The organism is Geodermatophilus sp. SYSU D01106 (genome assembly GCF_054049995.1).
The window spans coordinates 110,888-132,158 of the sequence record NZ_JBJGYM010000003.1; the positions used below are offsets into that span (position 1 = coordinate 110,888).

The 21,271-nt window shown below is 76.0% G+C and carries 18 protein-coding genes; 6 read left to right on the plus strand and 12 right to left on the minus strand.

Features of this window, described 5'->3' with window-relative positions; translation table 11 throughout:
• The first annotated feature begins 139 nt into the window (after positions 1-139).
• From ACI78R_RS04430 to ACI78R_RS04440, 3 genes are all read left to right on the plus strand, one after another.
• Positions 140-973 (plus strand): hypothetical protein, encoded by an 834-nt coding sequence (locus tag ACI78R_RS04430; protein WP_457039793.1) that lies wholly within the window; start codon positions 140-142, stop codon positions 971-973.
• A 2-nt stretch (positions 974-975) separates the two neighbouring features.
• Entirely contained in the window at positions 976-1,401 is a 426-nt protein-coding gene (locus tag ACI78R_RS04435; RefSeq protein ID WP_457039794.1) for a hypothetical protein, read from the plus strand.
• Positions 1,402-1,533: 132 nt separating this feature from the next.
• Positions 1,534-2,109 carry a hypothetical protein gene (locus ACI78R_RS04440; protein ID WP_457039795.1) on the plus strand — a complete coding sequence of 192 codons (576 nt, stop codon included), beginning with the start codon at positions 1,534-1,536 and terminating at the stop codon, positions 2,107-2,109.
• 66 nt (positions 2,110-2,175) lie between these two features.
• On the opposite strand, the gene ilvC is transcribed toward ACI78R_RS04440, so the two are convergent.
• The 6 genes from ilvC to ilvD all read right to left on the minus strand — a co-directional run bounded on the left by ilvC (position 2,176) and on the right by ilvD (position 13,212).
• Positions 2,176-3,204, minus strand: coding sequence for a ketol-acid reductoisomerase (gene ilvC, locus ACI78R_RS04445; RefSeq protein ID WP_073421766.1), 1,029 nt, complete (start codon positions 3,202-3,204; stop codon positions 2,176-2,178).
• 102 nt (positions 3,205-3,306) lie between these two features.
• A complete protein-coding gene (ilvN, locus tag ACI78R_RS04450; RefSeq protein WP_073421765.1) occupies positions 3,307-3,834 on the minus strand; it encodes an acetolactate synthase small subunit in 528 nt (175 codons plus the stop codon).
• Between the two features lie 88 nt (positions 3,835-3,922).
• A complete protein-coding gene (locus tag ACI78R_RS04455) occupies positions 3,923-5,791 on the minus strand; it encodes an acetolactate synthase large subunit (protein WP_073421764.1) in 1,869 nt (622 codons plus the stop codon).
• A gap of 253 nt (positions 5,792-6,044) precedes the next feature.
• The gene (locus ACI78R_RS04460; RefSeq protein WP_457039796.1) at positions 6,045-8,729 is read right to left on the minus strand and encodes a putative bifunctional diguanylate cyclase/phosphodiesterase; all 2,685 of its coding nucleotides are present in this window, start codon (positions 8,727-8,729) and stop codon (positions 6,045-6,047) included.
• On the minus strand, positions 8,722-11,427 hold the full coding sequence (locus ACI78R_RS04465; protein ID WP_457039797.1) for a putative bifunctional diguanylate cyclase/phosphodiesterase: 2,706 nt from the start codon (positions 11,425-11,427) through the stop codon (positions 8,722-8,724). The genes ACI78R_RS04460 and ACI78R_RS04465 overlap by 8 nt, the downstream gene beginning before the upstream one ends.
• A gap of 81 nt (positions 11,428-11,508) precedes the next feature.
• Entirely contained in the window at positions 11,509-13,212 is a 1,704-nt protein-coding gene (gene ilvD, locus ACI78R_RS04470) for a dihydroxy-acid dehydratase (protein ID WP_457039798.1), read from the minus strand.
• 81 nt (positions 13,213-13,293) lie between these two features.
• On the opposite strand from ilvD, the gene ACI78R_RS04475 reads away from it, so the two are divergent.
• Positions 13,294-14,142, plus strand: coding sequence for a helix-turn-helix transcriptional regulator (locus ACI78R_RS04475; protein ID WP_457039898.1), 849 nt, complete (start codon positions 13,294-13,296; stop codon positions 14,140-14,142).
• Here ACI78R_RS04475 and ACI78R_RS04480 read toward each other — a convergent pair.
• Together ACI78R_RS04480 and ACI78R_RS04485 are read right to left on the minus strand one after the other, a co-directional pair.
• Positions 14,124-14,504 carry a PH domain-containing protein gene (locus ACI78R_RS04480; protein ID WP_073421759.1) on the minus strand — a complete coding sequence of 127 codons (381 nt, stop codon included), beginning with the start codon at positions 14,502-14,504 and terminating at the stop codon, positions 14,124-14,126. The genes ACI78R_RS04475 and ACI78R_RS04480 overlap by 19 nt on opposite strands.
• Positions 14,505-14,520: 16 nt before the next feature.
• Positions 14,521-15,477, minus strand: coding sequence for a 2-hydroxyacid dehydrogenase (locus ACI78R_RS04485; protein WP_457039799.1), 957 nt, complete (start codon positions 15,475-15,477; stop codon positions 14,521-14,523).
• Positions 15,478-15,542: 65 nt separating this feature from the next.
• Between ACI78R_RS04485 and ACI78R_RS04490 the strand changes: the two genes are divergently transcribed.
• Positions 15,543-16,715 (plus strand): PQQ-dependent sugar dehydrogenase, encoded by a 1,173-nt coding sequence (locus ACI78R_RS04490; protein ID WP_083628845.1) that lies wholly within the window; start codon positions 15,543-15,545, stop codon positions 16,713-16,715.
• A gap of 121 nt (positions 16,716-16,836) precedes the next feature.
• On the opposite strand, the gene gatB is transcribed toward ACI78R_RS04490, so the two are convergent.
• The 4 genes from gatB to gatC are packed head-to-tail and all read right to left on the minus strand — an operon-like array spanning position 16,837 to position 20,343.
• A complete protein-coding gene (gene gatB / locus ACI78R_RS04495) occupies positions 16,837-18,342 on the minus strand; it encodes an Asp-tRNA(Asn)/Glu-tRNA(Gln) amidotransferase subunit GatB (RefSeq protein ID WP_457039800.1) in 1,506 nt (501 codons plus the stop codon).
• Positions 18,339-18,521: a hypothetical protein gene (locus ACI78R_RS04500; RefSeq protein ID WP_457039801.1), complete on the minus strand. Its 183-nt coding sequence runs from the start codon at positions 18,519-18,521 to the stop codon at positions 18,339-18,341. Before ACI78R_RS04500 ends, gatB begins: the two co-directional genes overlap by 4 nt.
• Positions 18,518-20,014 carry an Asp-tRNA(Asn)/Glu-tRNA(Gln) amidotransferase subunit GatA gene (gene gatA, locus ACI78R_RS04505; RefSeq protein ID WP_457039802.1) on the minus strand — a complete coding sequence of 499 codons (1,497 nt, stop codon included), beginning with the start codon at positions 20,012-20,014 and terminating at the stop codon, positions 18,518-18,520. Before gatA ends, ACI78R_RS04500 begins: the two co-directional genes overlap by 4 nt.
• The gene (gene gatC, locus ACI78R_RS04510; protein ID WP_073421754.1) at positions 20,011-20,343 is read right to left on the minus strand and encodes an Asp-tRNA(Asn)/Glu-tRNA(Gln) amidotransferase subunit GatC; all 333 of its coding nucleotides are present in this window, start codon (positions 20,341-20,343) and stop codon (positions 20,011-20,013) included. Before gatC ends, gatA begins: the two co-directional genes overlap by 4 nt.
• Positions 20,344-20,560: 217 nt before the next feature.
• On the opposite strand from gatC, the gene ACI78R_RS04515 reads away from it, so the two are divergent.
• On the plus strand, positions 20,561-21,229 hold the full coding sequence (locus tag ACI78R_RS04515) for an ACT domain-containing protein (protein WP_073421753.1): 669 nt from the start codon (positions 20,561-20,563) through the stop codon (positions 21,227-21,229).
• Positions 21,230-21,271: the final 42 nt, after the last annotated feature.

Sequence of the window (21,271 nt, forward strand, 5' to 3'; positions counted from 1 at the left end):
GGAGGGGTCACGGGGCGGGCACGCGGCGCCCCACGGGCCCCAGCACCGGCCCCCGCCGGGTGGCTCGCTTGATGTGGGTAGGGGTGCCCCGCATCCTGGCCGCGACCAGCCGGCACCGGCCGGCGACCCGGAGGAGACCATGACCGACTTCAGCAAGGACAGCGGCGGGGCCTCGGCCTCCGGCCAGGGCGGTTCCCAGGACCCCCAGCAGGCGGGCCCGTACGGCGGGCAGCCCCAGGGCCAGCAGTACGGCCAGCAGCAGGGCCAGCAGGGCTACGGCCAGGAGTACGGGCAGCAGCAGGGCTACGGCCAGACCCAGCCCTACGGCCAGCAGTACGGCCAGCAGGGGTACGGCCAGCAGCCCCAGCAGTACGGCCAGCAGGGCTACGGGCAGCAGGGATACGGGCAGGGGTACGGCCAGCAGCCCCAGCAGTACGGCCAGTACGGCCAGGACCAGCAGTACGGCCAGTACGGCTACGCCCAGCAGTACGGCGCCGGCGCGGTGCCGGCCAAGCCCGGCGGCGTGGTGACGGCGGCGGTCCTCGGCTTCGTCTTCGGCGCCATCGGCGTGCTGCTGAGCTTCCTGCTGGTCTTCGCCGGGGCCGTGGCCAGCGGCGCGGGCAACGGGATCGACGACGAGATCCCCGGCTTCGGCGCCGTCGCCGGCGCCGTCGGCGGGGTGATCCTGGCCTTCGGCCTGGTGGTGCTGATCTGGACCGTCGTCATGATCTGGGGCTCGGTCTGGGCGCTGTCCGGCCGCAGCCGGGTGATGCTCCTCGTCGGCGGCTCGATCGCGCTGGCGTTCACCCTGCTGGGCTTCATCGGCAACCTGTCCGACGCCGACACCGCGGGGGCCGGCGGGATCATCACCAGCCTGCTGTTCTTCCTCGCCGCGCTGGCGATCGTCGTCCTGCTGTCGCTGAAGCCGGCCGCCGCGTTCTTCGCCGCGCACCGCGCCCGGCGCGGCCGCTGACGATGTCCGCGGGGACGCCGGGCCGGGACGGGCCGGGGCGGGGCGGGCGTCCCGTCCCGCGCCCGGCCCCGCTGCTCGTCGCGACGCTGCTCGGCTTCCTGCTCGGCCTCTGGGCCCTGCTGTACGCGGCGCTGCTGTTCTCGGCGGCCCGGGCCGACGGCGTCCTCGCCGCGATCGCGGCCGTCTGGCTCGGCATCACCGTGCTGTGCGTGGCGGGCGGCGTCCAGGCGCTGACCGGGCGGGGCGGCCGCCTCCTCGCGGCCGGCGGGGTGGCGGTCGCCGCTCTGTCGCTGCTGGGGGTCGTCACCTCGGTCCTGGACGGCACGCTCGCCGTGTGGCCGCTGGTCCTGGCGGCGGCCGGCGCGGGCGTCGTCGTGCTGCTCAACCGGCCGGCGTCCCGGGAGTTCCTCAGCCGGCCCCGCGCCTGACCTCCCGCGCCGGACCTCGCGCCCCTGACCTGCACCGATCCCCCGCCCGGGCGACGACCCGGGCCCCCGCAGGCCCCTACACTCCGCCGTCGACCGCCGACCCGGCGCGCCGGCTCTCCCGGAAGGAACCCCATGACAGGTCCCAGCTTCGACAAGGACTCCCCCTACGGGGGCCAGCCCGCGCCGGGTCAGCCGCCCTACGGCCAGCAGCCCGGCTACGGCCAGCAGCAGCCGTACGGCCAGCAGCCCTACGGCCAGCCGCAGCCGTACGGCCAGCAGCCGGGCGGCTTCGGCGGCCCCTCCCCCTACGGCGCGCCGGCCGGCAGGCGCCCGGGCGTCGTCACCGGCGCCGCGGTCGTCGGCATCGTCTGGGGTGGCCTCGGCACGCTGTTCGGGATCATCAGCCTGTCGCTGGCCTTCCAGATCAACGCGGTGGTGGGGCTGCTCGTGCTCCTGTCGACCGCGCTGTCGATCGGCCTGCTCGTCGGCGGCATCCAGACGCTGCAGGGCAAGTCGCCCCGGCTGCTGCTGCTCATCAGCTACGTGGCCATCGGGATCAACGTGATCTCGCTGCTCCTGTCGCTGATCAGCGACGGCGCCTCGGCGGCCAACGGCCTGCTCGGGTTCATCCTGCCGGTCGTCGTCGTGGCGCTGCTGCGCCAGCCGCAGGCCCGGCAGTACTACGCCTCGCGCGGCATCAGCTACTGATCCCCGTACGTACGGGAACGGCCCTCGCTGCCCTCGGGCAGCGGGGGCCGTTCCCGTGTGCGGGGACTACGAGCGGGCGGCGGTGCCGGTGTAGTCGTCGGAGCTCGACACCCAGCTCATCAGGCCGCGCAGCTTGCGGCCGGTCTCCTCGATCGGGTGCGCCTCGGCCTCGGCGCGGCGACGCCTGAAGTCCGGCGCGCCGGCGTCCTGGTCGGCGATGAAGGCGGCGGCCCAGGAGCCGTCCTTGATCGCGGCGAGGACCTCCTTCATCGACTCCTTGACGCGGGCGTCGATGACCTTCGGGCCGGAGGTGTAGTCGCCGTACTCGGCGGTGTCCGACACCGACCAGCGCTGCTTGGCGATGCCGCCCTCGTACATGAGGTCGACGATCAGCTTGAGCTCGTGCAGGCACTCGAAGTACGCGATCTCGGGCTGGTAGCCGGCCTCGGTGAGGGTCTCGAAGCCGGCGGTGATCAGCGCGCTCGCGCCGCCGCAGAGGACGGCCTGCTCGCCGAACAGGTCGGTCTCGGTCTCCTCGGCGAACGTCGTCTTGATGACGCCGGCGCGGCTGCCGCCGATGGCCTTCGCGTAGGACAGCGCGAGCTGCAGGGCCTGCCCGCTCGCGTCCTGCTCGACGGCGACCAGGCAGGGCACGCCCTTGCCGTTCTCGAACTCGCGGCGCACGAGGTGGCCGGGGCCCTTGGGGGCGACCATCGCGACGTCGACGCCGGCCGGGGGCTTGACGTAGCCGAACCGGATGTTGAAGCCGTGGCCGAAGAACAGCGCGTCGCCGTCCTGCAGGTTGGGCTCGATCGACTCGGTGTAGAGGGTCCGCTGCACGTGGTCGGGCGCCAGGATCATGATCAGGTCCGCCTCGGCGGCGGCCTCGGACGGGGTGACGACCCGCAGGCCCTCGGCCTCGGCCTTGGCCCGGCTCTTCGACCCCTCGGGCAGGCCCACCCGGACGTCGACCCCCGAGTCGCGCAGCGAGAGGGCGTGCGCGTGCCCCTGGCTGCCGTAGCCGATGACGGCGACGGTGCGCCCCTGGATGATCGACAGGTCGGCGTCGTCGTCGTAGAAGATCTCGGCGGCCATGCGGTGGTGCTCCTTCGGTCGGTTCAGGTGAGTGGATGGAACGGCCCCCTCGCAGGGTCCCGCCGCGAGCGCGCGAGCGGTGGGGGGCGAGGGGGTCCTTCGTCAGGCGGTGCGGTCGACCGGCCGCAAGGTACCGGCGCCGCTCATCGAGCGCGGTCCGCGGCCCAGGGCGACGGTGCCCGACTGGGCCATCTCCTTGATGCCGAGCGGGGCGAGGACCGCGAGCAGGGCCTGCAGTTTGTCGGGGGTCCCGGTGGCCTCGAGGGTCACCGTGTCGGTGTTGACGTCGACGACGCGGGCGCGGAAGAGCTCCGCGGTCTGGAGCACGGTGGTCCGCTCGGCCAGCGGCGCGCGGACCTTGACCAGCAGCAGCTCGCGCTGGACGGCGGCGCCGCCGTCCAGCTCCACGATCTTGATGACCTCGACGAGCTTGTTCAGCTGCTTGGTCACCTGCTCCAGGGGGGCGGACTCCGCGTCGACGACGATCGTCATGCGGGACAGGTCGGGGTTCTCGGTCGGGCCGACGGCGAGCGACTCGATGTTGAACGCGCGCCGGCTGAACAGCGCCGAGACGCGGGCCAGGACGCCGGCCTTGTTCTCGACGAGGACCGACAGGGTGTGGCGGGTCATCGGGGGACCTTCTTCCGATCCGCGGTCCGGCCCCGTTCCAGGGGCCCGCCGCGAGCGTGCGAGTGGTGGGGAGGAACGGGGTCCTTCGTCAGACCTGGTCCTCTCCGAAGACGGGCCGCAGGTCGCGCGCGGCCAGGATGTCGTCGTTGCTGGCGCCCGCGGCGACCATCGGCCACACCTGGGCGTCGGCGCCGACGACGAAGTCGATGACCACCGGGGCGTCGGTGATCGCCATGGCCTTCTCGATGACGGCGTCGACGTCGTCCTTCGACTCGCAGCGCAGGCCGACGCAGCCGAGCGCCTCGGCGAGCGCGACGAAGTCGGGGATGCGCACCGGCTTGGGCGTGCCGTCGGCGTTGCGCGCGTGCAGCCGCGTGTTGGAGTAGCGGCCCTCGTAGAAGAGGGTCTGCCACTGCCGGACCATGCCGAGGTTGCCGTTGTTGATGACGGCGACCTTGACCGGGATGCCCTCGATCGCGCAGGTGGCGAGCTCCTGGTTGGTCATCTGGAAGCAGCCGTCGCCGTCGATCGCCCACACCGTGGTGTCGGGGCAGCCGTACTTGGCGCCCATGGCCGCGGGGACGGCGTAGCCCATCGTCCCGGCGCCGCCGCTGTTGAGCCAGGTGCCCGGCTTCTCGTAGCGGATGAACTGCGCGGCCCACATCTGGTGCTGGCCGACGCCGGAGGTGTAGATCGCGTCGGGGCCGGCGATCGCGCCGAGCCGCTCGATGACGTACTGCGGCGACAGCGAGCCGTCCTCGGGCCAGTCGTAGCCGAGCGGGTAGCGGTCGCGCCAGTCGTCGAGCTGGGTCCACCAGGCGGTGAGGTCGGCGCGCCGGCCGGCCTCGTGCTCGGCGCGCAGGGCGGTCACCAGCTCGGCGATCGTCTCCTTCGCGTCGCCGACGATCGGCACGTCGGCCTTGCGGTTCTTGCCGATCTCGGCCGGGTCGATGTCGGCGTGCACGACCAGGGCACCGGGCGCGAAGGTCGACAGCTGGCCGGTGACGCGGTCGTCGAAGCGGGCGCCCAGGGCGACGAGGACGTCGGCCTTCTGCAGCGCGGTCACGGCGGCGACGGTGCCGTGCATGCCCGGCATGCCCAGGTGCTGCGGCGAGCTGTCGGGGAAGGCGCCGCGGGCCATGAGCGTGGTGACGACGGGCGCGCCGGTGAGCTCGGCCAGCTCGGCGAGCTCCGCGGTGGCGGAGGCCTTGAGCACGCCGCCGCCGACGTAGAGGACCGGGCGGCGGGCGCCGGCGATCAGCGCGGCGGCCTCGCGGACCTGCTTGCCGTGCGGGCGGGTGGTCGGCTTGTAGCCGGGCAGGTCCAGCCGCGGCGGCCAGGCGAAGTCGGTGCGCGCCTGCAGCACGTCCTTGGGGATGTCAACCAGGACCGGCCCGGGGCGGCCGGTGGCGGCGAGGTGGAAGGCCTCGGCGATCCGCTGTGGGATCTCGGCGGGGTCGGTGACCAGGAAGTTGTGCTTGGTGATCGGCATCGTGATGCCGCGGATGTCGGCCTCCTGGAAGGCGTCGGTGCCGATCGCGGCGCTGGGCACCTGCCCGGTGATCGCGACGATCGGGACCGAGTCCATGTAGGCGTCGGCGAGCGGGGTGACCAGGTTGGTCGCGCCCGGGCCGGAGGTGGCCATGCAGACGCCGACCCGGCCGGTGGCCTGCGCGTACCCGGTGGCGGCGTGGCCGGCGCCCTGCTCGTGGCGGACCAGGACGTGGCGCACGCGGGAGTCGAACAGCGGGTCGTAGGCCGGCAGGATCGCCCCGCCGGGGATGCCGAACACCACGTCGACGCCGACCGCCTCGAGCGAGCGGACCAGGCTCTGGGCGCCGGTGATGCCGGTCGCGGGCAGGTGAGCGGACTCGGCGATCGAGCGGGCCGTCGTCTCGACACCGGTGAGCGCCTCGGCGGCCTCTCGGGTGGCGGACTCGCTCGGGGTCGTGGTCATGGGGGGCGTCTCCTGGGCCGGACGTGCGGGGAGGGTGCGGTCGGGTGCCTGCTCGGGCAACAAAAAACCCCTCGTGCCACGGGCACGGAGGGGTCAGCGCGTCGGTCGGGCGACCGGCGCGCTAGGCGAGTACGAGGAGCAGGCAGGCGGAGGGCACGACCACACTGTGCGCCTCCGCCGTCGGGACGTCAACCAGCCCGTCCCACACCGTGGGACCGTGTCGAGCGGAACCTGGGACGACGCTCCGCGCCCGCTACGGGACGGCGACCGCCTCGGGGCCGCCGACCAGGGCCGGGTCGAACCCGTCGACCCGGGCGGGCAGGTCCGCGGCGGGCACCGGCCGGCCGATGTGCCAGCCCTGCAGGAAGCGGCAGCCCAGCGCGGTGAGCACCTCGAGCTGGGCGCGGGTCTCCACGCCCTCGGCGACGACGTCCATGCCGAGCGTGCGGCCGAGGTCGACGACGCTGCCGACGAGGGCGGCGACGCGCGGGTCGGTGTCGATGCCGGAGACGAACCCGCGGTCCATCTTCAGCACCTGCACGGGCAGCCGGGCGAGGTAGGCCAGCGACGAGTAGCCCTTGCCGAAGTCGTCGAGGGAGACCACGCAGCCCAGCGCGGACAGCTCGGCGAGCTCGGCCAGCAGCCGCTCGTCGTCGTCCATGAGGACGCTCTCGGTGACCTCGACCATGAGCAGGTGCGCCGGCAGGCCGGAGCGCTCCAGCGCGCGGGTGACGTCCTCGACCAGGCAGCGGGCCTGCAGGTGGCGCACGGAGATGTTGACGCCGAGCTTGAGGTCGCGGCCGCCGGCGACGAGGCAGGCGTGCTCGGCGGTGGCGGTCGCGAGCACCCAGCGCTGCAGCGGCACGATGAGCCCGTCGTCCTCGGCCAGGCCGATGAACTCCTCCGGCGGCACGGGGCCGAGCTCGGGGTGGTCCCAGCGCACCAGCGCCTCGACGCCGAGGACGCGCCGCTCCTCCGCGCCGGCGACCGGCTGGTAGACCATCCGCAGCTCGCCGCGGGCGATGGCGCCGGGCAGGTCGCGGGCCAGCCGGCTGCGGCGGGCGGACTCCTCGACGAGGGCCTCCCCCGACGCCCGGACGCCGTTCTTGCCCTGCGCCTTGACGGTGCGCAGCGCGAGGTCGGCCTCCCGCACGGTGGCCGAGGCGTCCGCGCCGGACAGCACCTCGGTGACGCCGACGCTGGCCGACACCCGCAGCACGGGGCCCGCGGTCTCCGGCTCCCCCGGCGCGGCGTGCCGGCTCGTGCGGTCGAGCTCCGCGACCAGCCGCTCGGCCAGGGCGAGGGCCTCGTCGGGGCCGCCGTCGACGACGAGGGCGAACTCGTCGCCGCCGAGCCGGGCCACCAGGTCGGTGCCGCGCGCCTCGGCGCGCAGTGCGGCCGCGACCTCGACCAGCAGCCGGTCCCCGGCGTCGTGGCCGGCGAGGTCGTTGACGGCCTTGAAGCCGTCGAGGTCGACGAGCAGCACGCAGGCGCGGGCGCCGCGGCCGGCGCGGGCGAGGGCGCCGTCGAGGGCGGCCATGAACCGGGCGCGGTTGGGCAGGCCGGTGAGCGAGTCGGTGTAGGCCAGCCGCTCGAGCTCGCGGTGGCTGGCGCGGCGCTCGGTGACGTCGCGCAGGTGCAGCACCAGCCCGTCGCCGGTGCGGCGGCCGCCGGTGCGGGCGGCACCGGACACCTCGACCTCGCGCCACGCGCCGTCGGCGGTGCGCAGCCGGCCGGTGGCGGGCAGGCCGTCGGGGGCGCCGTCGCGCAGGGCCGCGGCGACCCGGACGACGAGGTCGCGGTCCTCCTCGTGCAGCAGCCCGACGAGCAGGCGTCCGCGGAGGTCCTCCTCGGGGCGGCCGAGCTGGGCCTCGACCGCGCCGGTCGCCGAGGTCACCCGGCCGGCGGCGTCGAGCTCGACGGTGACGGCGTCGCCGCTGTGCACCAGCGCGCGGAACCAGCCCTCGGTGCGCTCGAGGCGGCGGGTGAGCCGGGCGGCGTCGAGCACCCAGGACAGGGTGCGGACCGCGGCCAGCAGCAGCAGGACGGTGGCGGCGCCGGCCTCGGCGGCCTGCAGCGGCCGCCCCGCGACGACGCCGGCGGTCAGCCCGACCAGCGCGGCGGTCGCGGCGCCGTGGGCGAGCACGCCGCCGCGCAGGGGCAGCGCCCGCCGGGACCCCGGCGGGAAGTCGGCGGCCGGCACGGGACGGTCGGCGGCGGCCGCACCCAGGGCGGTGCCGAGCATGGCGAGCCACGCGAGCACGGTGACCACCCCGGCGACCGGGGCGGCGCCCTCGGCCGTGCGGCCGGCCGCGCCGCCGAGGGCGACGACGGCCATCGCCACGAAGGAGGCGAGCAGCCAGCCGGCCGCGCGGCGGCGGTCCTCCGACACCGCGGTGAGGGTGACCAGGCCGATGCCGCACAGGACGGCGCCCACCAGCGGGTAGCCGACGGCGATCAGGCCCTCGGCGGGGCCGCGGACGGCGGCCAGCAGGTCGGCGAGCAGGACGTCGCCGAGCAGCGCGACGGCGATGGTGACGACGAGGCCGTCGAGCACCACGCGGGTGCCCAGCCGGCGCTCGGCCCGCGGCGGCAGGAGCAGCACGGCGGCCGACACCGCGACCGGGACGGCGAGCAGGGCGGGCAGGTCCTCGACCCCGCCGGCACTCATGTCGCGGTCGGGCCGGGCGAGGGCGAGCACCTGGCCGAGCGCGAGCAGCGCGCCGGCGGCCGCGAGCGCCTGCCAGGGCCGGCGGGCGGTCCGGGGCAGGCGGGCGGCGCGGCGGGCCAGCACGGCGGCGGCAGCGCCGGAGCCGAGCGCGAGCGCCGCCGGGACGAGCCGGCCGGCCTCCTGCGCCCCGGACAGCTGCAGCGCGGTGGTGCCGGCGCCGAGGACGGCGAGCAGGACGACGACGGCGCGGCTGGCGGCGTCAGGCACCGGACGCCTCCCGCAGGGCGGAGGAGTCGGCGGTCTCCCCGGCGATCAAGGTCGCGGCCGGGCCGGCCGAGGAGCCGACCAGCCCCGGCCACAGCGCGCCGGCGTTCTCGCGCAGGACCTGCGCCAGGTCGGCGGCCGGCAGCGGGCGGGCGAGCAGGAAGCCCTGCGCGAAGCCGACGCCGAGACCGCGCAGCACGCCGAGCTGGGCCGGCGTCTCCACGCCCTCGGCGACGACGTCGAGACCGAGCGAGCGGCCGATGGTGACCATCGACTCGCACAGCGCGCGGCTGTCGCGGTCGCGGTCGACGCGGGAGACGAACGCGCGGTCGAGCTTGACGACGTCGATCGGCAGCCGGGTCAGGTGCAGCAGCGAGGAGGAACCGGTGCCGAAGTCGTCGAGGGCCACGTGCACGCCCATGAGGCGCAGCGCCGCGATGTCGCCGTCGACGGCGGTGCCGGCCGCGCGCACGGTGGCCTCGGTGATCTCGAGGACCAGCCGCTCGGGCCCGAGGCCGGAGCAGCGCAGGGCGCCCGCGACGTCGTCGACCAGGGTGCGGGCGGCGACGTGCGCGGCGGAGATGTTGACGCCCAGCCGCAGCGGGACGCCGTCGACGGCGGGCAGCGCGGCGACGGTGGTCGTGGCCTCCCGCAGGGCCCAGCGCTGCAGGTCGGCGATGACGCCGGCCCGCTCGGCGACGGGCACGAACTCTCGCGGCGGGACCTCGCCGAGGTCGGGGTGCCGCCAGCGCAGCAGCGCCTCGACGCCGGTCACCCGCTGCTCCCCCATCGACACGATCGGCTGGAACGCCAGCCACAGCTCCCCGCGCGCGGCGGCTCCGGCGACGTCCTCGCGCAGCCGGTCCCGGCGGGCCGCGGCCGCGCCGAGCTCCGGGGTCCACACGGTCGCCCGGGCCCGGCCGGAGGTGCGCGCGGCGGCGACGGCGAGCTCGGCGCGCGCGGTCAGCCCGGCGACGTCGAGGCCGTCCTCGACGACGACGACGCCGACGTCTGCGGTGAGGTCGAAGACGCCCGCGGGCGTGGTCACCGGCTGCTCGAGCACGGCGAGGCAGCGGTCGGCGAGCAGCGCGGCGGTGTCGGCGTCGCCCTCGGCGAGGATGCCGAAGGTGCCGCCCACGGTGCGGGCCACGACCTCCTCGCCGCGGGTGGTGGCGCGCAGCCGGCGGCCGAGCTCGACCAGGACGGTGGTCACGGTGTCGCGGCCGGCGTGCTCGCGGACGTCGTCGAGCCCGCGGACGTCGACGAGCAGCACGGCGTGGCCGGCGCCCGTGCCGGCCAGTGCGGCTTCCCAGCCGGCCCGGTTGGGCAGGCCGGTCAGGGCGTCGGTGTAGGCGACCTCGGCCAGCGCGCGCTCGCGGGCCTCGCGCTCGGTCACGTCCCGGCAGTGCAGCACGACGGAGCCGACCGCGGCCTCGTCGCGCAGGTCGGCGACGCTGGCCTCCAGGTGCCGGGTGCCGCCGTCGGCGGTGCGGACGCGGAGGGTCAGCAGGCCGGGCGCCCCGGCGGGGCCGGCGAGCAGCCGGCGCAGCGCGGCGGCGTCGGCGGGGTCGACGGTGCCGGGGCGGGCGGTGCCGCCGGTGAGCAGGTCGCGGCCGGCCAGCTCGGCGGGCGTGGTGCCCAGCAGGTCGGCCAGCGCCGCGGAGGCCCAGCCGACGCGCAGCCGGCGGTCGAGGACGAGCACGGCCTCGCGGGTGGACTGCAGGAGCTTGCGGAAGTACGCCTCGTCCGAGCGCAGGCGGGCGCCGCGCTGGTGGTCCTCGCGGGCGGTGACCCAGCGGTGCGCCGCCGACAGGGCCACGCACAGCAGCGCGCCGGCGAGGGTGACCCGGGTGGGCCGGACGCCGAACGCGAGCGGGCCGACGACGACGCCGACCACGGCGACGAGCGCGAGCTGGGGCAGGACCGACCGCAGCTGGACGGCGCGGCCGCTGGCGGCGCCGGTCGAGGAGGAGGCGGCGGCGTCGCGGAGGCGGGCCAGCACGACCAGCGCCAGCCCGAGCACCACGGCGATCCGGGTGGCGGCGACGAGGTGGGGCGCGCCGAGCAGCGCGGCGGAGGTGGCGGTGCCGCGGCCCAGGCACAGCAGCACCAGGCCGCCGAGCAGGACGGCGGCCATCCCCTGGCGGTGCGCCGCCACGGAGCCGAGGACGGTGAGCGCGGCGGCCATGACCGCGCCGGTCGCGGCGACGGCGGCGCCGAGCACCAGCTGGGCGCCGACGGTCAGGCCGGCCCAGCTGTTGCCCGGGCCGACCAGCAGCAGCTGCATGACCACGACCGCGGCGGTGCCGAACAGCGCCAGCTCGAGCGACGTGCGCGAGCAGGTGCGGCGCAGGCCGGAGCGCCCGGCCATGTGCAGCAGCGCGACGACGGTGACGGCGTAGCCGGGCACGGTGGGCAGCCAGCGCAGGACGACCTGCTGCAGCACCGTCTCCGGCTGCACGACCGCGCCCACCGCGAGCGCGAGGACGGGGAACAGCGGGGCGAGGGCGAGCAGCCGCCACGGCCGGTCGCCGGCCGCACCCGAGCGGCTCGTCGCGAACAGCACGGCCGCCGTCGCCACCCCGGCGAGGGCGGCGACGGCGTCGCCGAGCGGGGTCAGCGGCGGGACGAGCGCGGCGAGCACGCACGCCGCCGCGGCGGGCACGGCAGCCGCGAGCAGCCACCTGGTCCGTCTGTCCACAGTCCCGGTGTCGGCACCGCGGGCGGGCCGGAACAGCGCGGGGCGCCGCCGCTCACCCCATCGGGGGGACTCCCCCGGGTCTCAGCCGCAGATGGCGCCGTTCGCCGCGGAGCCGACGAGCTTGGCGTACTTGCCGAGGACCCCGGTGGTGTAGCGGGGCGGCAGCGGCTGCCAGTCCTGGCGGCGCCGGGCGAGCTCGTCGTCGTCGACCAGCAGGTCCAGCGTGCGGGTGGTCAGGTCCAGCCGGATCCGGTCGCCGTCGCGGACGAACGCGATCGGGCCGCCGTCGGTGGCCTCGGGCGCGACGTGCCCGACGCACAGGCCGGTGGTCCCGCCGGAGAAGCGGCCGTCGGTGAGCAGCAGGACGTCCTTGCCCAGGCCCGCGCCCTTGATGGCGCCGGTGACGGCGAGCATCTCGCGCATGCCCGGCCCGCCGCGCGGCCCCTCGTAGCGGATGACGACGACGTCGCCGCTCCGCAGCGTGCCCTCGGTGACGGCGTCCATCGCGCCCTGCTCGCCGTCGAAGACCCGCGCGGTGCCCTCGAAGACCTCGGCGTCGAAGCCGGCCGACTTGACCACGGCCCCCTCGGGCGAGAGCGAGCCGCGCAGGATGGTCAGGCCCCCGGTCTTGTGGATGGGGTTCTCCATCGCGTGCACGATCGTGCCGTCGAGGTCCGGCGGGGCGATCTCGGCGAGGTTCTCGGCCATGGTCTTCCCGGTCACGGTGAGCGCGTCGCCGTGCAGCAGGCCGGCGTCGAGCAGGGCCCGCAGCACGACCGGGACGCCGCCGACGCGGTCGATGTCGGTCATGACGAAGCGGCCGAACGGCTTGACGTCGGCCAGGTGCGGGGTGCGGTCGCCGATCCGGTTGAAGTCGTCGAGCGTGAGGTCGACCTGCGCCTCGTGCGCGATGGCCAGCAGGTGCAGGACGGCGTTGGTGGAGCCGCCGAGCGCCATGACGACGGTGATGGCGTTCTCGAACGCCTCCCGGGTCATGATCTGGCGGGCGGTGATGCCCTTGCGCAGCAGGTTGACCACGGCCTCGCCGGAGGCGACGGCGAACGCGTCGCGGCGGCTGTCGGGGGCCGGCGGGGCGGCGCTGCCGGGCAGCGCCATGCCGAGCGCCTCGGCCACGCTGGCCATGGTGTTGGCGGTGTACATGCCGCCGCAGGAGCCCATGCCGGGGCAGGCGGCCCGCTCGACGGCGGCCAGCTCGTCCTGGGTGATCAGCCCGCGGGCGCAGGCGCCGACGGCCTCGAAGACGTCGATGATCGTGAGGTCGTCGCGGTCGCCGAGCTTCCCGGGCAGCGTCGAGCCGGAGTAGAGGAACACGCTCGCGAGGTCCAGCCGCGCGGCGGCCATGAGCATCCCGGGCAGCGACTTGTCGCAGCCGGCGAGCAGCACCGAGCCGTCGAGCCGCTCGGCGAACATGACCGTCTCCACCGAGTCGGCGATGACCTCGCGGCTGACCAGCGAGGCGCGCATGCCCTCGTGGCCCATCGAGATGCCATCGGAGACGGAGATCGTGCCGAACTCCAGCGGGAACCCGCCGGCGGCGTGCACGCCCTCCTTCGCCCGCTTGGCCAGCCGGTCGAGGGAGAGGTTGCAGGGGGTGATCTCGTTCCAGGACGAGGCGACGCCGATCTGCGGCTTCTCCCAGTCGTCGTCGCCCATGCCGACGGCGCGCAGCATCGCGCGGGCCGGGGCCCGGGTGATGCCGTCGGTCACCTCGCGGCTGCGCGGCTTGACGTCGGCGATGGTGCGGGGCTCGTCCACGGTGGTCACGGACGACGAGGGTAGGCGCGTTCGGGAGGCCGTCCCAGACGCCGCTCATACTGGTACCGCCACCACCACCGAGGAGGAGCGCTGTCCGCCACCGCCCGCCGTGAACTCGCCGACTTCCTGCGCTCCCGGCGCGCCCAGCTCGACCCGCGCGACACCGGGCTGCCGGCCGGGGGCGCGCGGCGCACGCCGGGGCTGCGCCGCGAGGAGGTCGCGCTGCTCTCGGGCGTGAGCTCCACCTGGTACACGTGGCTGGAGCAGGGCCGCGACATCCGGCCCTCCCGGCAGGTGGTCGACGCGCTGGCCGCCACCCTGCGCATGACGCCGGCCGAGCACGGCTACGTGCTGCGGCTGACCGGCCACGGCGGCGCCGCCCCCGGCGACCCGGGCGACGGCATGCCCGGCCACGTGCAGCGGCTGCTCGACGCGCTGGGCCCCTCCCCCGCCTACGCCATCACCGCCGACTGGACGATCGCCGGCTGGAACCGCGCCTACGAGCGGCTCTACCCCGGCGTGGCCGCCGTCGCCCCGGACCGGCGCAACCTGCTGGAGCTGGTCTTCACCGACCCGGCCGTGCGGGCGCTGCTCGGCGACTGGGACACCGACAGCCGCCGGTTCCTCGCCCAGTTCCGCGCCGAGGTGGGGCCGCGGCTGGCCGACCCGCCGGTGGTCGACCTGGTCACCCGGCTCGAGGCGGCGAGCCCCGCGTTCCGCGCCGGCTGGGCCAGCCACGACGTCGACCGGTTCACCTCCGCCGAGCGGCGCTTCGAGCACCCGGAGGTCGGCACGCTGCTGCTCGAGCACCACCAGCTCGCGCCGGCCGACGCGCCGGGTCTGCAGGTCGTCGTCTACACCGCGGCCGCGGGCAGCGAGACCGCCGCGCGGCTGGCCCGGCTCGCCGGCCCGGCCGCGGGTCAGGCCGCCGGGGGCTGAGGCACCTCGAAGCGGCCGCCGGACCAGCCGGCCAGCCGCGGCAGGTCGCGGGCGCGCAGCACCGGCAGCCGCACCTCGCCGCCGCCGCGGGTGACCAGCCGCAGCCGCGCGTTGCGCACGACGCGGATCCCGGCCAGGTCGTCCCACGCCACGCGGCGCTGCCCGAGCACGCCGCGGGTGGTGATGGCCTCGTCGTCGACGTCGACGCCCACCCGCAGGACCCACACCGCGGCGGCCAGCGGCAGCAGGAGGACGAGCGCGGCCCACGGGGAGGCCGCGGCGAAGGGCAGCACGCAGACGGCGAGGAAGACGACGGGGACGAGGGCGACCCGGCTCAGCCGCATCCGCGCATGGACAGCCACGTCCGCCGATGATCCCTCAGTAGTCGCCGACGACGTCGGTCAGCGGCTCGCCGGCCAGCACCCGCCGCAGCTGGGCGAGGACGGTCTCCTGCGCGCGGGCCCGCGTCTGCGGCACCGCGCCGCCCACGTGCGGGGTGAGCAGCAGCCCCGGCGCCGTCCACAGCGGGTGGCCCTCGGGCAGCGGCTCGGGCTCGGTGACGTCGAGGGCGGCGCGCAGCCGGCCGGAGGTGAGCTCGGCGACCAGCGCGTCGGTGTCCACGACCACCCCGCGGGCGGCGTTGACCAGCAGCGCGCCGTCCGGCATGGCGGCGAGGAACGCGGCGTCGACCATGCCGGTGGTCTCGGCGGTGACCGGCACGATGAGCACGACGACGTCGGCCGACGGCAGCAGGTCCGGCAGCTCGTCGGTGCCGTGGACGCCGTCGCGGGCGGTGCGGCCGACGTAGGTCAGCTCGACGTCGAAGCCGGACATCATCGCGCCGATCCGGCGGGCGATGTCGCCGGCGCCGACGACGAGCACCCGCGCCCCGACCAGCGAGCGGTGGGTGCCGGGCGCCCAGCGGCCGGCGTCCTGCGCGCGGACGAACTCCGGCAGGCCGCGCTGCGCGGCGAGGGTGGCGGCGAGCACCCACTCCGCCGTCGACGGGGTGTGCGCGCCGCGGGCGTTGCACAGCACGACGCCGTCGGGCAGCCGGCCGGTGAACCGCTCGGCGCCGGCGCTGAGCAGCTGCACCAGGCGCAGGTCGGGCAGCGCGGCGAGGAACGCCTCGGCCGGCTGCGCGCCGCCGAAGGCCGGCACCCACACGCGCGCGGCCGCGGCCTCGCCCGTGGGCGGGCCGTCGTCGGGGGTGACGTGTGCGCGCACCCGCGGGTCGAGGGCCGCGACGGCGTCGGCCATCTCGCGCGAGGGCACGAGGACGGTCAGCGTCTCGTCGGGGCCGGCGATGTCGGTGCCGCGGATCTCGGGTGCCACGGGGTCCGAGCGTAGGCAGCCGCGCTCCACCCGGCCGCAGCGTGCCCGGCCGTACTGTGGGTCGGGTGAGGCGGCAGCGGGGGCGGCGGGCGGCGGGCGCCGCGTGCGCGGTGGCCCTGACCCTGGTCCTCGCCGGCTGCGGCGAGGAGGGCTACGAGCCCAGCGGCCCGTTCCGGCCGCTGCCGGAGGGCGCACCCCCGGAGGTCGGCCCGCCCACGGAGTCCTCCCCCGCCCCGGCGCCCGGCGACCCCGCCGACCCCGGCTCCGGGCAGGCCGGCGGCGACCCCAACGTCGTCGCGTCCGGGCTCACGGTGCCCACCGGCCTGGTCGTGCTGCCCGACGGCAGCGCCGTGGTCGGCGAGCGGGAGACCGGCCGGCTGCTGCAGGTCTTCCCCGACCGCTCGCCGGCCCGCGAGCTCATGGTGGTGCCGGGCGTCGACACCGGCGGCGACGGCGGCCTGCTCGGCCTCGCGCTCTCGCCCACCTTCGACGAGGACGGGCTGTTCTACGCCTACGTGTCGACGGCGACGGACAACCGCGTCGTCCGCTTCCCGATCGGCGGCACCCCGAACCCGGTGTTCACCGGCATCCCGCGCGGCGAGACGCACAACGGCGGCGGGCTGGCGTTCAGCACCGACGGAACGCTGCTCGTCGGCACCGGCGACACCGGCAACCCGGCGCTCGGGCAGGACCCGGCGTCCCTGGGCGGCAAGGTGCTGCGCATCGACGTCTTCGGGCGGCCGTCCAACGCCGCCGGGCCGGTGTTCAGCAGCGGCTTCGCCGACGTCACCGCGATCTGCCCGACCGCCGACCTGCCCTCGACGATCTACGCCGTCGACGAGTCGGCGGCCGGCCCCGACGAGCTCAACGAGCTCTCGGAGGGCACCGACCACGGCTGGCCGACCGCCGGTGGCGGCACGATCGAGCCGGTGTTCGAGGTGGACAACGCCGCGGGCGGGCTCGGCGGCTGCGCCGCCGTCGGCACCACGGTCTTCCTCGGCACCCTCGACGGGCAGCAGGTGACCGTCGTCCAGGTCGACGGCGAGGGCACCGTGAGCGAGGAGCCCGAGCAGCTGCTCACCGGGCGCTACGGCCGGCTGCGCACCGTCGTCCTCGACGGCGAGGGCGCGCTGTGGATCACCACGTCCAACCGCGACGGGATCGGCGCGCCCGCCGAGGACGACGACAAGGTGCTGCGCATCCTGCCGCCGTCCTCGACCGGTAACTCACCGTTGTAGCGGCCCGCGGTGCCGTGCCCGGTGGCGGGCCCCGGAGGGGTCCCCGGCGGGTGCGGCGGACGGGCTCAGCGCACGTCGGGGACGGCACGTGGCCGCGGTGCGGTCCGGTAGGACCGCAGTGTCATCGCACCCGCTCCTCGAGCATGCGGCGCACGGTCGCGGCGTCGGCCTGGCCGCGGGTGGACTTCATGACCGCGCCCACGAGCGCGCCGAGCGCCTGGACCTTCCCGCCGCGCACCTTCTCCACGACGTCCGGCGCGCCGGCGATCGCGGCCTCGACGGCGGCGACCAGCTCGTCGGACTCCCCCATCACCGCCAGGCCACGGGCCTCGACGACGGCGCGCGGGTCGCCCTCGCCGGCCAGCACGCCGTCGAGCGCCTGGCGGGCCAGCTTGTCGTTGATCGTGCCCTCGGCCACCAGCGCGGTCAGCTCGGCGACCTGGGCCGGGGTGACGGCGAGGTCGGCCAGCTCGACGCCGGCGTCGTTGGCCCGGCGCGCCAGCTCACCCAGCCACCACTTGCGGGCGTCGGCCGGCGTGGCCCCGGCGGCGACGGTCTGCTCGACCAGCCCGAGCGCCCCGGCGTTGACGAGCCAGGTCAGCTCGGTGCCCGACAGGCCCCACTCCTCCTGCAGCCGGCGGCGGCGGGCGGCGGGCAGCTCGGGCAGACCGGCCGCCAGCTTCTCGATCCACTCGGCGTCGGGCGCGAGCGGCACGAGGTCGGGCTCGGGGAAGTACCGGTAGTCGGTGGCCTCCTCCTTGCTCCGCCCGGACGAGGTGCTGCCGGTGTCCTCGTGGAAGTGCCGGGTCTCCTGCACGACCCGCCCGCCCGCGTCGAGGACGGCGGCCTGGCGGCGCATCTCGTAGCGCACCGAGCGCTCCACCGACCGCAGCGAGTTGACGTTCTTGGTCTCGGTGCGGGTGCCCCACTCCAGGCTGCCGATCGGCGCGAGCGAGGTGTTGACGTCGCAGCGCAGGCTGCCCTGCTCCATCCGGACGTCGGAGGCGCCGAGGGCCTGGATGATCTCGCGCAGCTCGGTCACGTAGGCGCGGGCGACCTCGGGGGCCTTCGCACCGGCGCCGGCGACCGGGCGGGTGACGATCTCGACCAGCGGGATCCCGGCGCGGTTGAAGTCGACCAGCGAGTGGTCGGCGCCGTGGATGCGGCCGGTGGCGCCGCCGACGTGCAGGTTCTTGCCGGTGTCCTCCTCGAGGTGCACCCGCTCGATCTCCACGCGGTAGGTCTCGCCGTCGACCTCGACGTCGAGGTGCCCGGCGGTGCACAGCGGCTCGTCGTACTGGCTGGTCTGGAAGCCCTTCGGGATGTCCGGGTAGAAGTAGTTCTTCCGGGCGAAGCGCGACCAGGACGCGATCCGGCAGCCCAGCGCGAGGCCGATGCGGATCGTCGACTCGACGGCGGCTGCGTTGGCCACCGGCAGCGAGCCGGGCAGGCCGAGGCACACCGGGCAGGTCTGCGTGTTGGGCTCGGCGCCGAAGGTGGTCGCGCAGCCGCAGAACATCTTCGACTCGGTGCCCAGCTCGACGTGGGTCTCCAGGCCGATGACCGGCTCGTACCGGGTCAGGACGTCGTCGAACTCGACCAGGGTCTCGCTGCGGGTCTCGCTCACGGGGTGGGGTCTCCCTTCGGGGCGGTGCTGCGCCCGGTCAGCCAGGCGCCGACGCCGGTCAGCAGCCCCAGGACGATGAAGACGGCGAACACCGCGCGGCCGGTGGTCAGCCAGAGCACGAGCCCGGCGAGGACGACGAACGCGGTCAGGCCCCAGGCGACCTTGAGGGCGCCGTTCACGCGGCACGCTCCGCGAGGCGGTCGGTGAGCGGCGCGCCCTGGGCGGCCTCGACGGCGGCGGCGACGCGGTAGCAGCGGTCGTCGGCCAGCGCCGGCGCCATCACCTGCAGGCCCACCGGCAGGCCGTCGGACAGGCCGCACGGCACCGAGATCGCCGGGACGCCGGCGAGGCTCGCCGGCAGGGTGCACAGGTCGGCGGCGTACATGGCCAGCGGGTCGTCGACGCGGGCGCCGATCGGCCAGGCCACCGTCGGGCTGGTGGGGCTGACCAGGACGTCGACGCCGCCGTCGAACGCGGCGGTGAAGTCGCGGGTGATCAGCGTGCGCACCTTCTGCGCCTGCCCGTAGTAGGCGTCGTAGTAGCCGGCCGACAGCGCGTAGGTGCCGAGGATGATCCGGCGCTTCACCTCGGGGCCGAAGCCCTGCTCGCGGGTGAGCGCCATGACCTCGTCGACGTCGCGGCTGCCGTCGTCGCCCACGCGGATGCCGAACCGCATGCCCTCGAAGCGGGCCAGGTTCGACGACGCCTCGCTCGGCGCGATCAGGTAGTACGCGGGCAGCGCCAGCCCGAACGACGGGCAGGTCACCTCGCGCACCTCGGCGCCGGCGGCCTCCAGCAGCGCGACCGCCTCGGCGAACCGGTCCAGCACGCCCTGCTCGTAGCCCTCGCGGGCGCCCTCGCCGCCGAGCTCCCGGACGACGCCGACGCGCAGGCCGGCCAGGTCGCCGGTGGCGCCGCGGCGGGCCGCCTCGACGACGGTGGGGACGGGCGCGTCGATGCTCGTGGAGTCGCGCGGGTCGTGGCCGCCGATGGCCTCGTGCAGCAGGGCGGCGTCCATGACCGTCCGGGCCATCGGGCCGGCCTGGTCGAGGCTCGAGGAGAAGGCGATGAGGCCGTAGCGCGACACCGAGCCGTAGGTCGGCTTGTGCCCGACGAGCCCGGTGACGGCGGCCGGCTGCCGGATCGAGCCGCCGGTGTCGGTGCCGAGCGCGAGCGGCGCGAGCCGGCCGGCGACCGCGGCGCTCGACCCACCCGAGGAGCCACCGGGGATCCGGTCGTGGTCCCAGGGGTTGCGGGTCGGCCGGTAGGCGGAGTTCTCGGTGGAGGACCCCATGGCGAACTCGTCCATGTTGGTCTTGCCGAGCATCACCGTGCCGGCCTCCTGCAGCCGGGTGGCGACGGTGGCCGAGTACGGCGGGCGCCAGCCCTCGAGGATCCGCGAGCCGCTGGTGGTGGGCACGCCCTCGGTGACGAAGACGTCCTTGAGCGCCACGGGGATGCCGGCCAGGCCGGTGCCGGCGGTGCCGGAGGCGTCGATCTCGGCGGCGCGGGCGAGCGCGGCGTCGTCGTCGACGAAGAGGTAGGCGCCGAGGGCGCCGTCCTCGGCGGCGATCCGGTCGAGGTGCGCGCGGGTGACCTCGACGGCGGAGGTCTCGCCGGCGGCCAGCGCCGCCTGCAGCTCGACGGCGGTCAGGGCGGTGAGGTCGCTCACTCCTCCTCCCCCAGGATGCGCGGGACGCGGAAGCGGTCGTCCTCGGCGGCGGGGGCGCCGGCCAGGACGACGTCGCGGGGCAGGCTCGGCGTGGCGACGTCGGGCCGCAGGACGTTGGTCAGCGGGACGGCGTGCGTGGTGGGGGCGACGTCGCCGGCGTCGGCGCGCTGCACCTGGGCCACCGCGTCGAGCACCGCCCCGAGCTGGCCGGCGAAGCGGTCGAGCTCCTCGTCGGTGACGGCGAGCCGGGCCAGTCGCGCGAGGTGCGCGATGTCCTGGCGGCCGAGGGCGGGCGTCGCCCCGCGGTCGGGGGTGGACTCGGTGCTCATGCTGGGGCGGGACTCCTGTCGTCGGCGCCGCGCCGGCGCCAGGGACGCAACCCGTTCAGCCTACGCGGCGGCGCCCGGGCCGCTCCGACCGCCGAGGGGACGCATCCCACGTCCCGGGTCCCGCGTCGCACCTCGACCCGGGACCCGGCCATGGGGGAAGCTGCCTACTCGATCGACGCGGATCGTCCTGCACCTCGACGTCGTCAGCGGAGGAACCGTGTCCTATCTCCTGCGCCTGGTGGTCCCCGACCGGCCCGGCCTGCTGGGTGCCGTGGCGACCGCGCTGGGCACCGCGGGGATCGACATCGTCTCCGTCGACGTGCTCGAGCGCGGGGGCGGCGTGGCCGTCGACGACATCGTCGTCGACCTGCCGCCCGACCGGCTGCCCGACAGCCTGATCACCGCCGCGCAGGCGGTGCCCGGCGTGCAAGTGGAGTCGTTGCGGCCCTTCGCCGGGCCGCTGGACACCCACCGCGAGCTCGACCTGCTCGAGGCGCTGGCACGGGCGGCCGAGGGCACCGCGGTGAAGCTGCTGGCCGCCGAGATGCCGCGGGTGTTCCACGCCGGGTGGGCGGCCGTGCTGCAGGCCTCCGGCGACGGCTCGGCCGTGGTGCTCGCCGCCTCCGACGCCGCGCCCGCGCTGGAGGGCATGGCGCTGCCGTGGCTGCCGCTGTCCTCGCCGCTGCTGCTGCCCAGCGAGGACGACTGGGTGCCCGAGCGCTGGCAGGAGATGGCGATCGAGATGATGGCCGCCCCCTTCGGCGCCCCCGACACGGCCGTGCTGCTGGGCCGGTCCGGCGGGCCGGCGTTCCGCCGGTCGGAGTTGCTGCGGCTCACGCACCTCACGGGCATCGCGACGTCGGTCGCCCACCTGCCACCGGTCTGACCTGCGGGTTCGTCCGTCCACAGGGGTTGTTCGGGTCTCCCT

What these genes read in the sequence shown, in the direction of transcription:
- ACI78R_RS04440 (WP_457039795.1), top strand. Translation starts at nt 1,534, where the DNA reads ATGACAGGTCCCAGCTTCGACAAGGACTCCCCCTACGGGGGCCAGCCC.
- ACI78R_RS04435 (WP_457039794.1), top strand. Translation starts at nt 976, where the DNA reads ATGTCCGCGGGGACGCCGGGCCGGGACGGGCCGGGGCGGGGCGGGCGT.
- ilvN (WP_073421765.1), bottom strand. Translation starts at nt 3,834, where the DNA reads ATGACCCGCCACACCCTGTCGGTCCTCGTCGAGAACAAGGCCGGCGTC.
- gatC (WP_073421754.1), bottom strand. Translation starts at nt 20,343, where the DNA reads ATGAGCACCGAGTCCACCCCCGACCGCGGGGCGACGCCCGCCCTCGGC.
- ACI78R_RS04455 (WP_073421764.1), bottom strand. Translation starts at nt 5,791, where the DNA reads ATGACCACGACCCCGAGCGAGTCCGCCACCCGAGAGGCCGCCGAGGCG.
- ilvC (WP_073421766.1), bottom strand. Translation starts at nt 3,204, where the DNA reads ATGGCCGCCGAGATCTTCTACGACGACGACGCCGACCTGTCGATCATC.
- ACI78R_RS04430 (WP_457039793.1), top strand. Translation starts at nt 140, where the DNA reads ATGACCGACTTCAGCAAGGACAGCGGCGGGGCCTCGGCCTCCGGCCAG.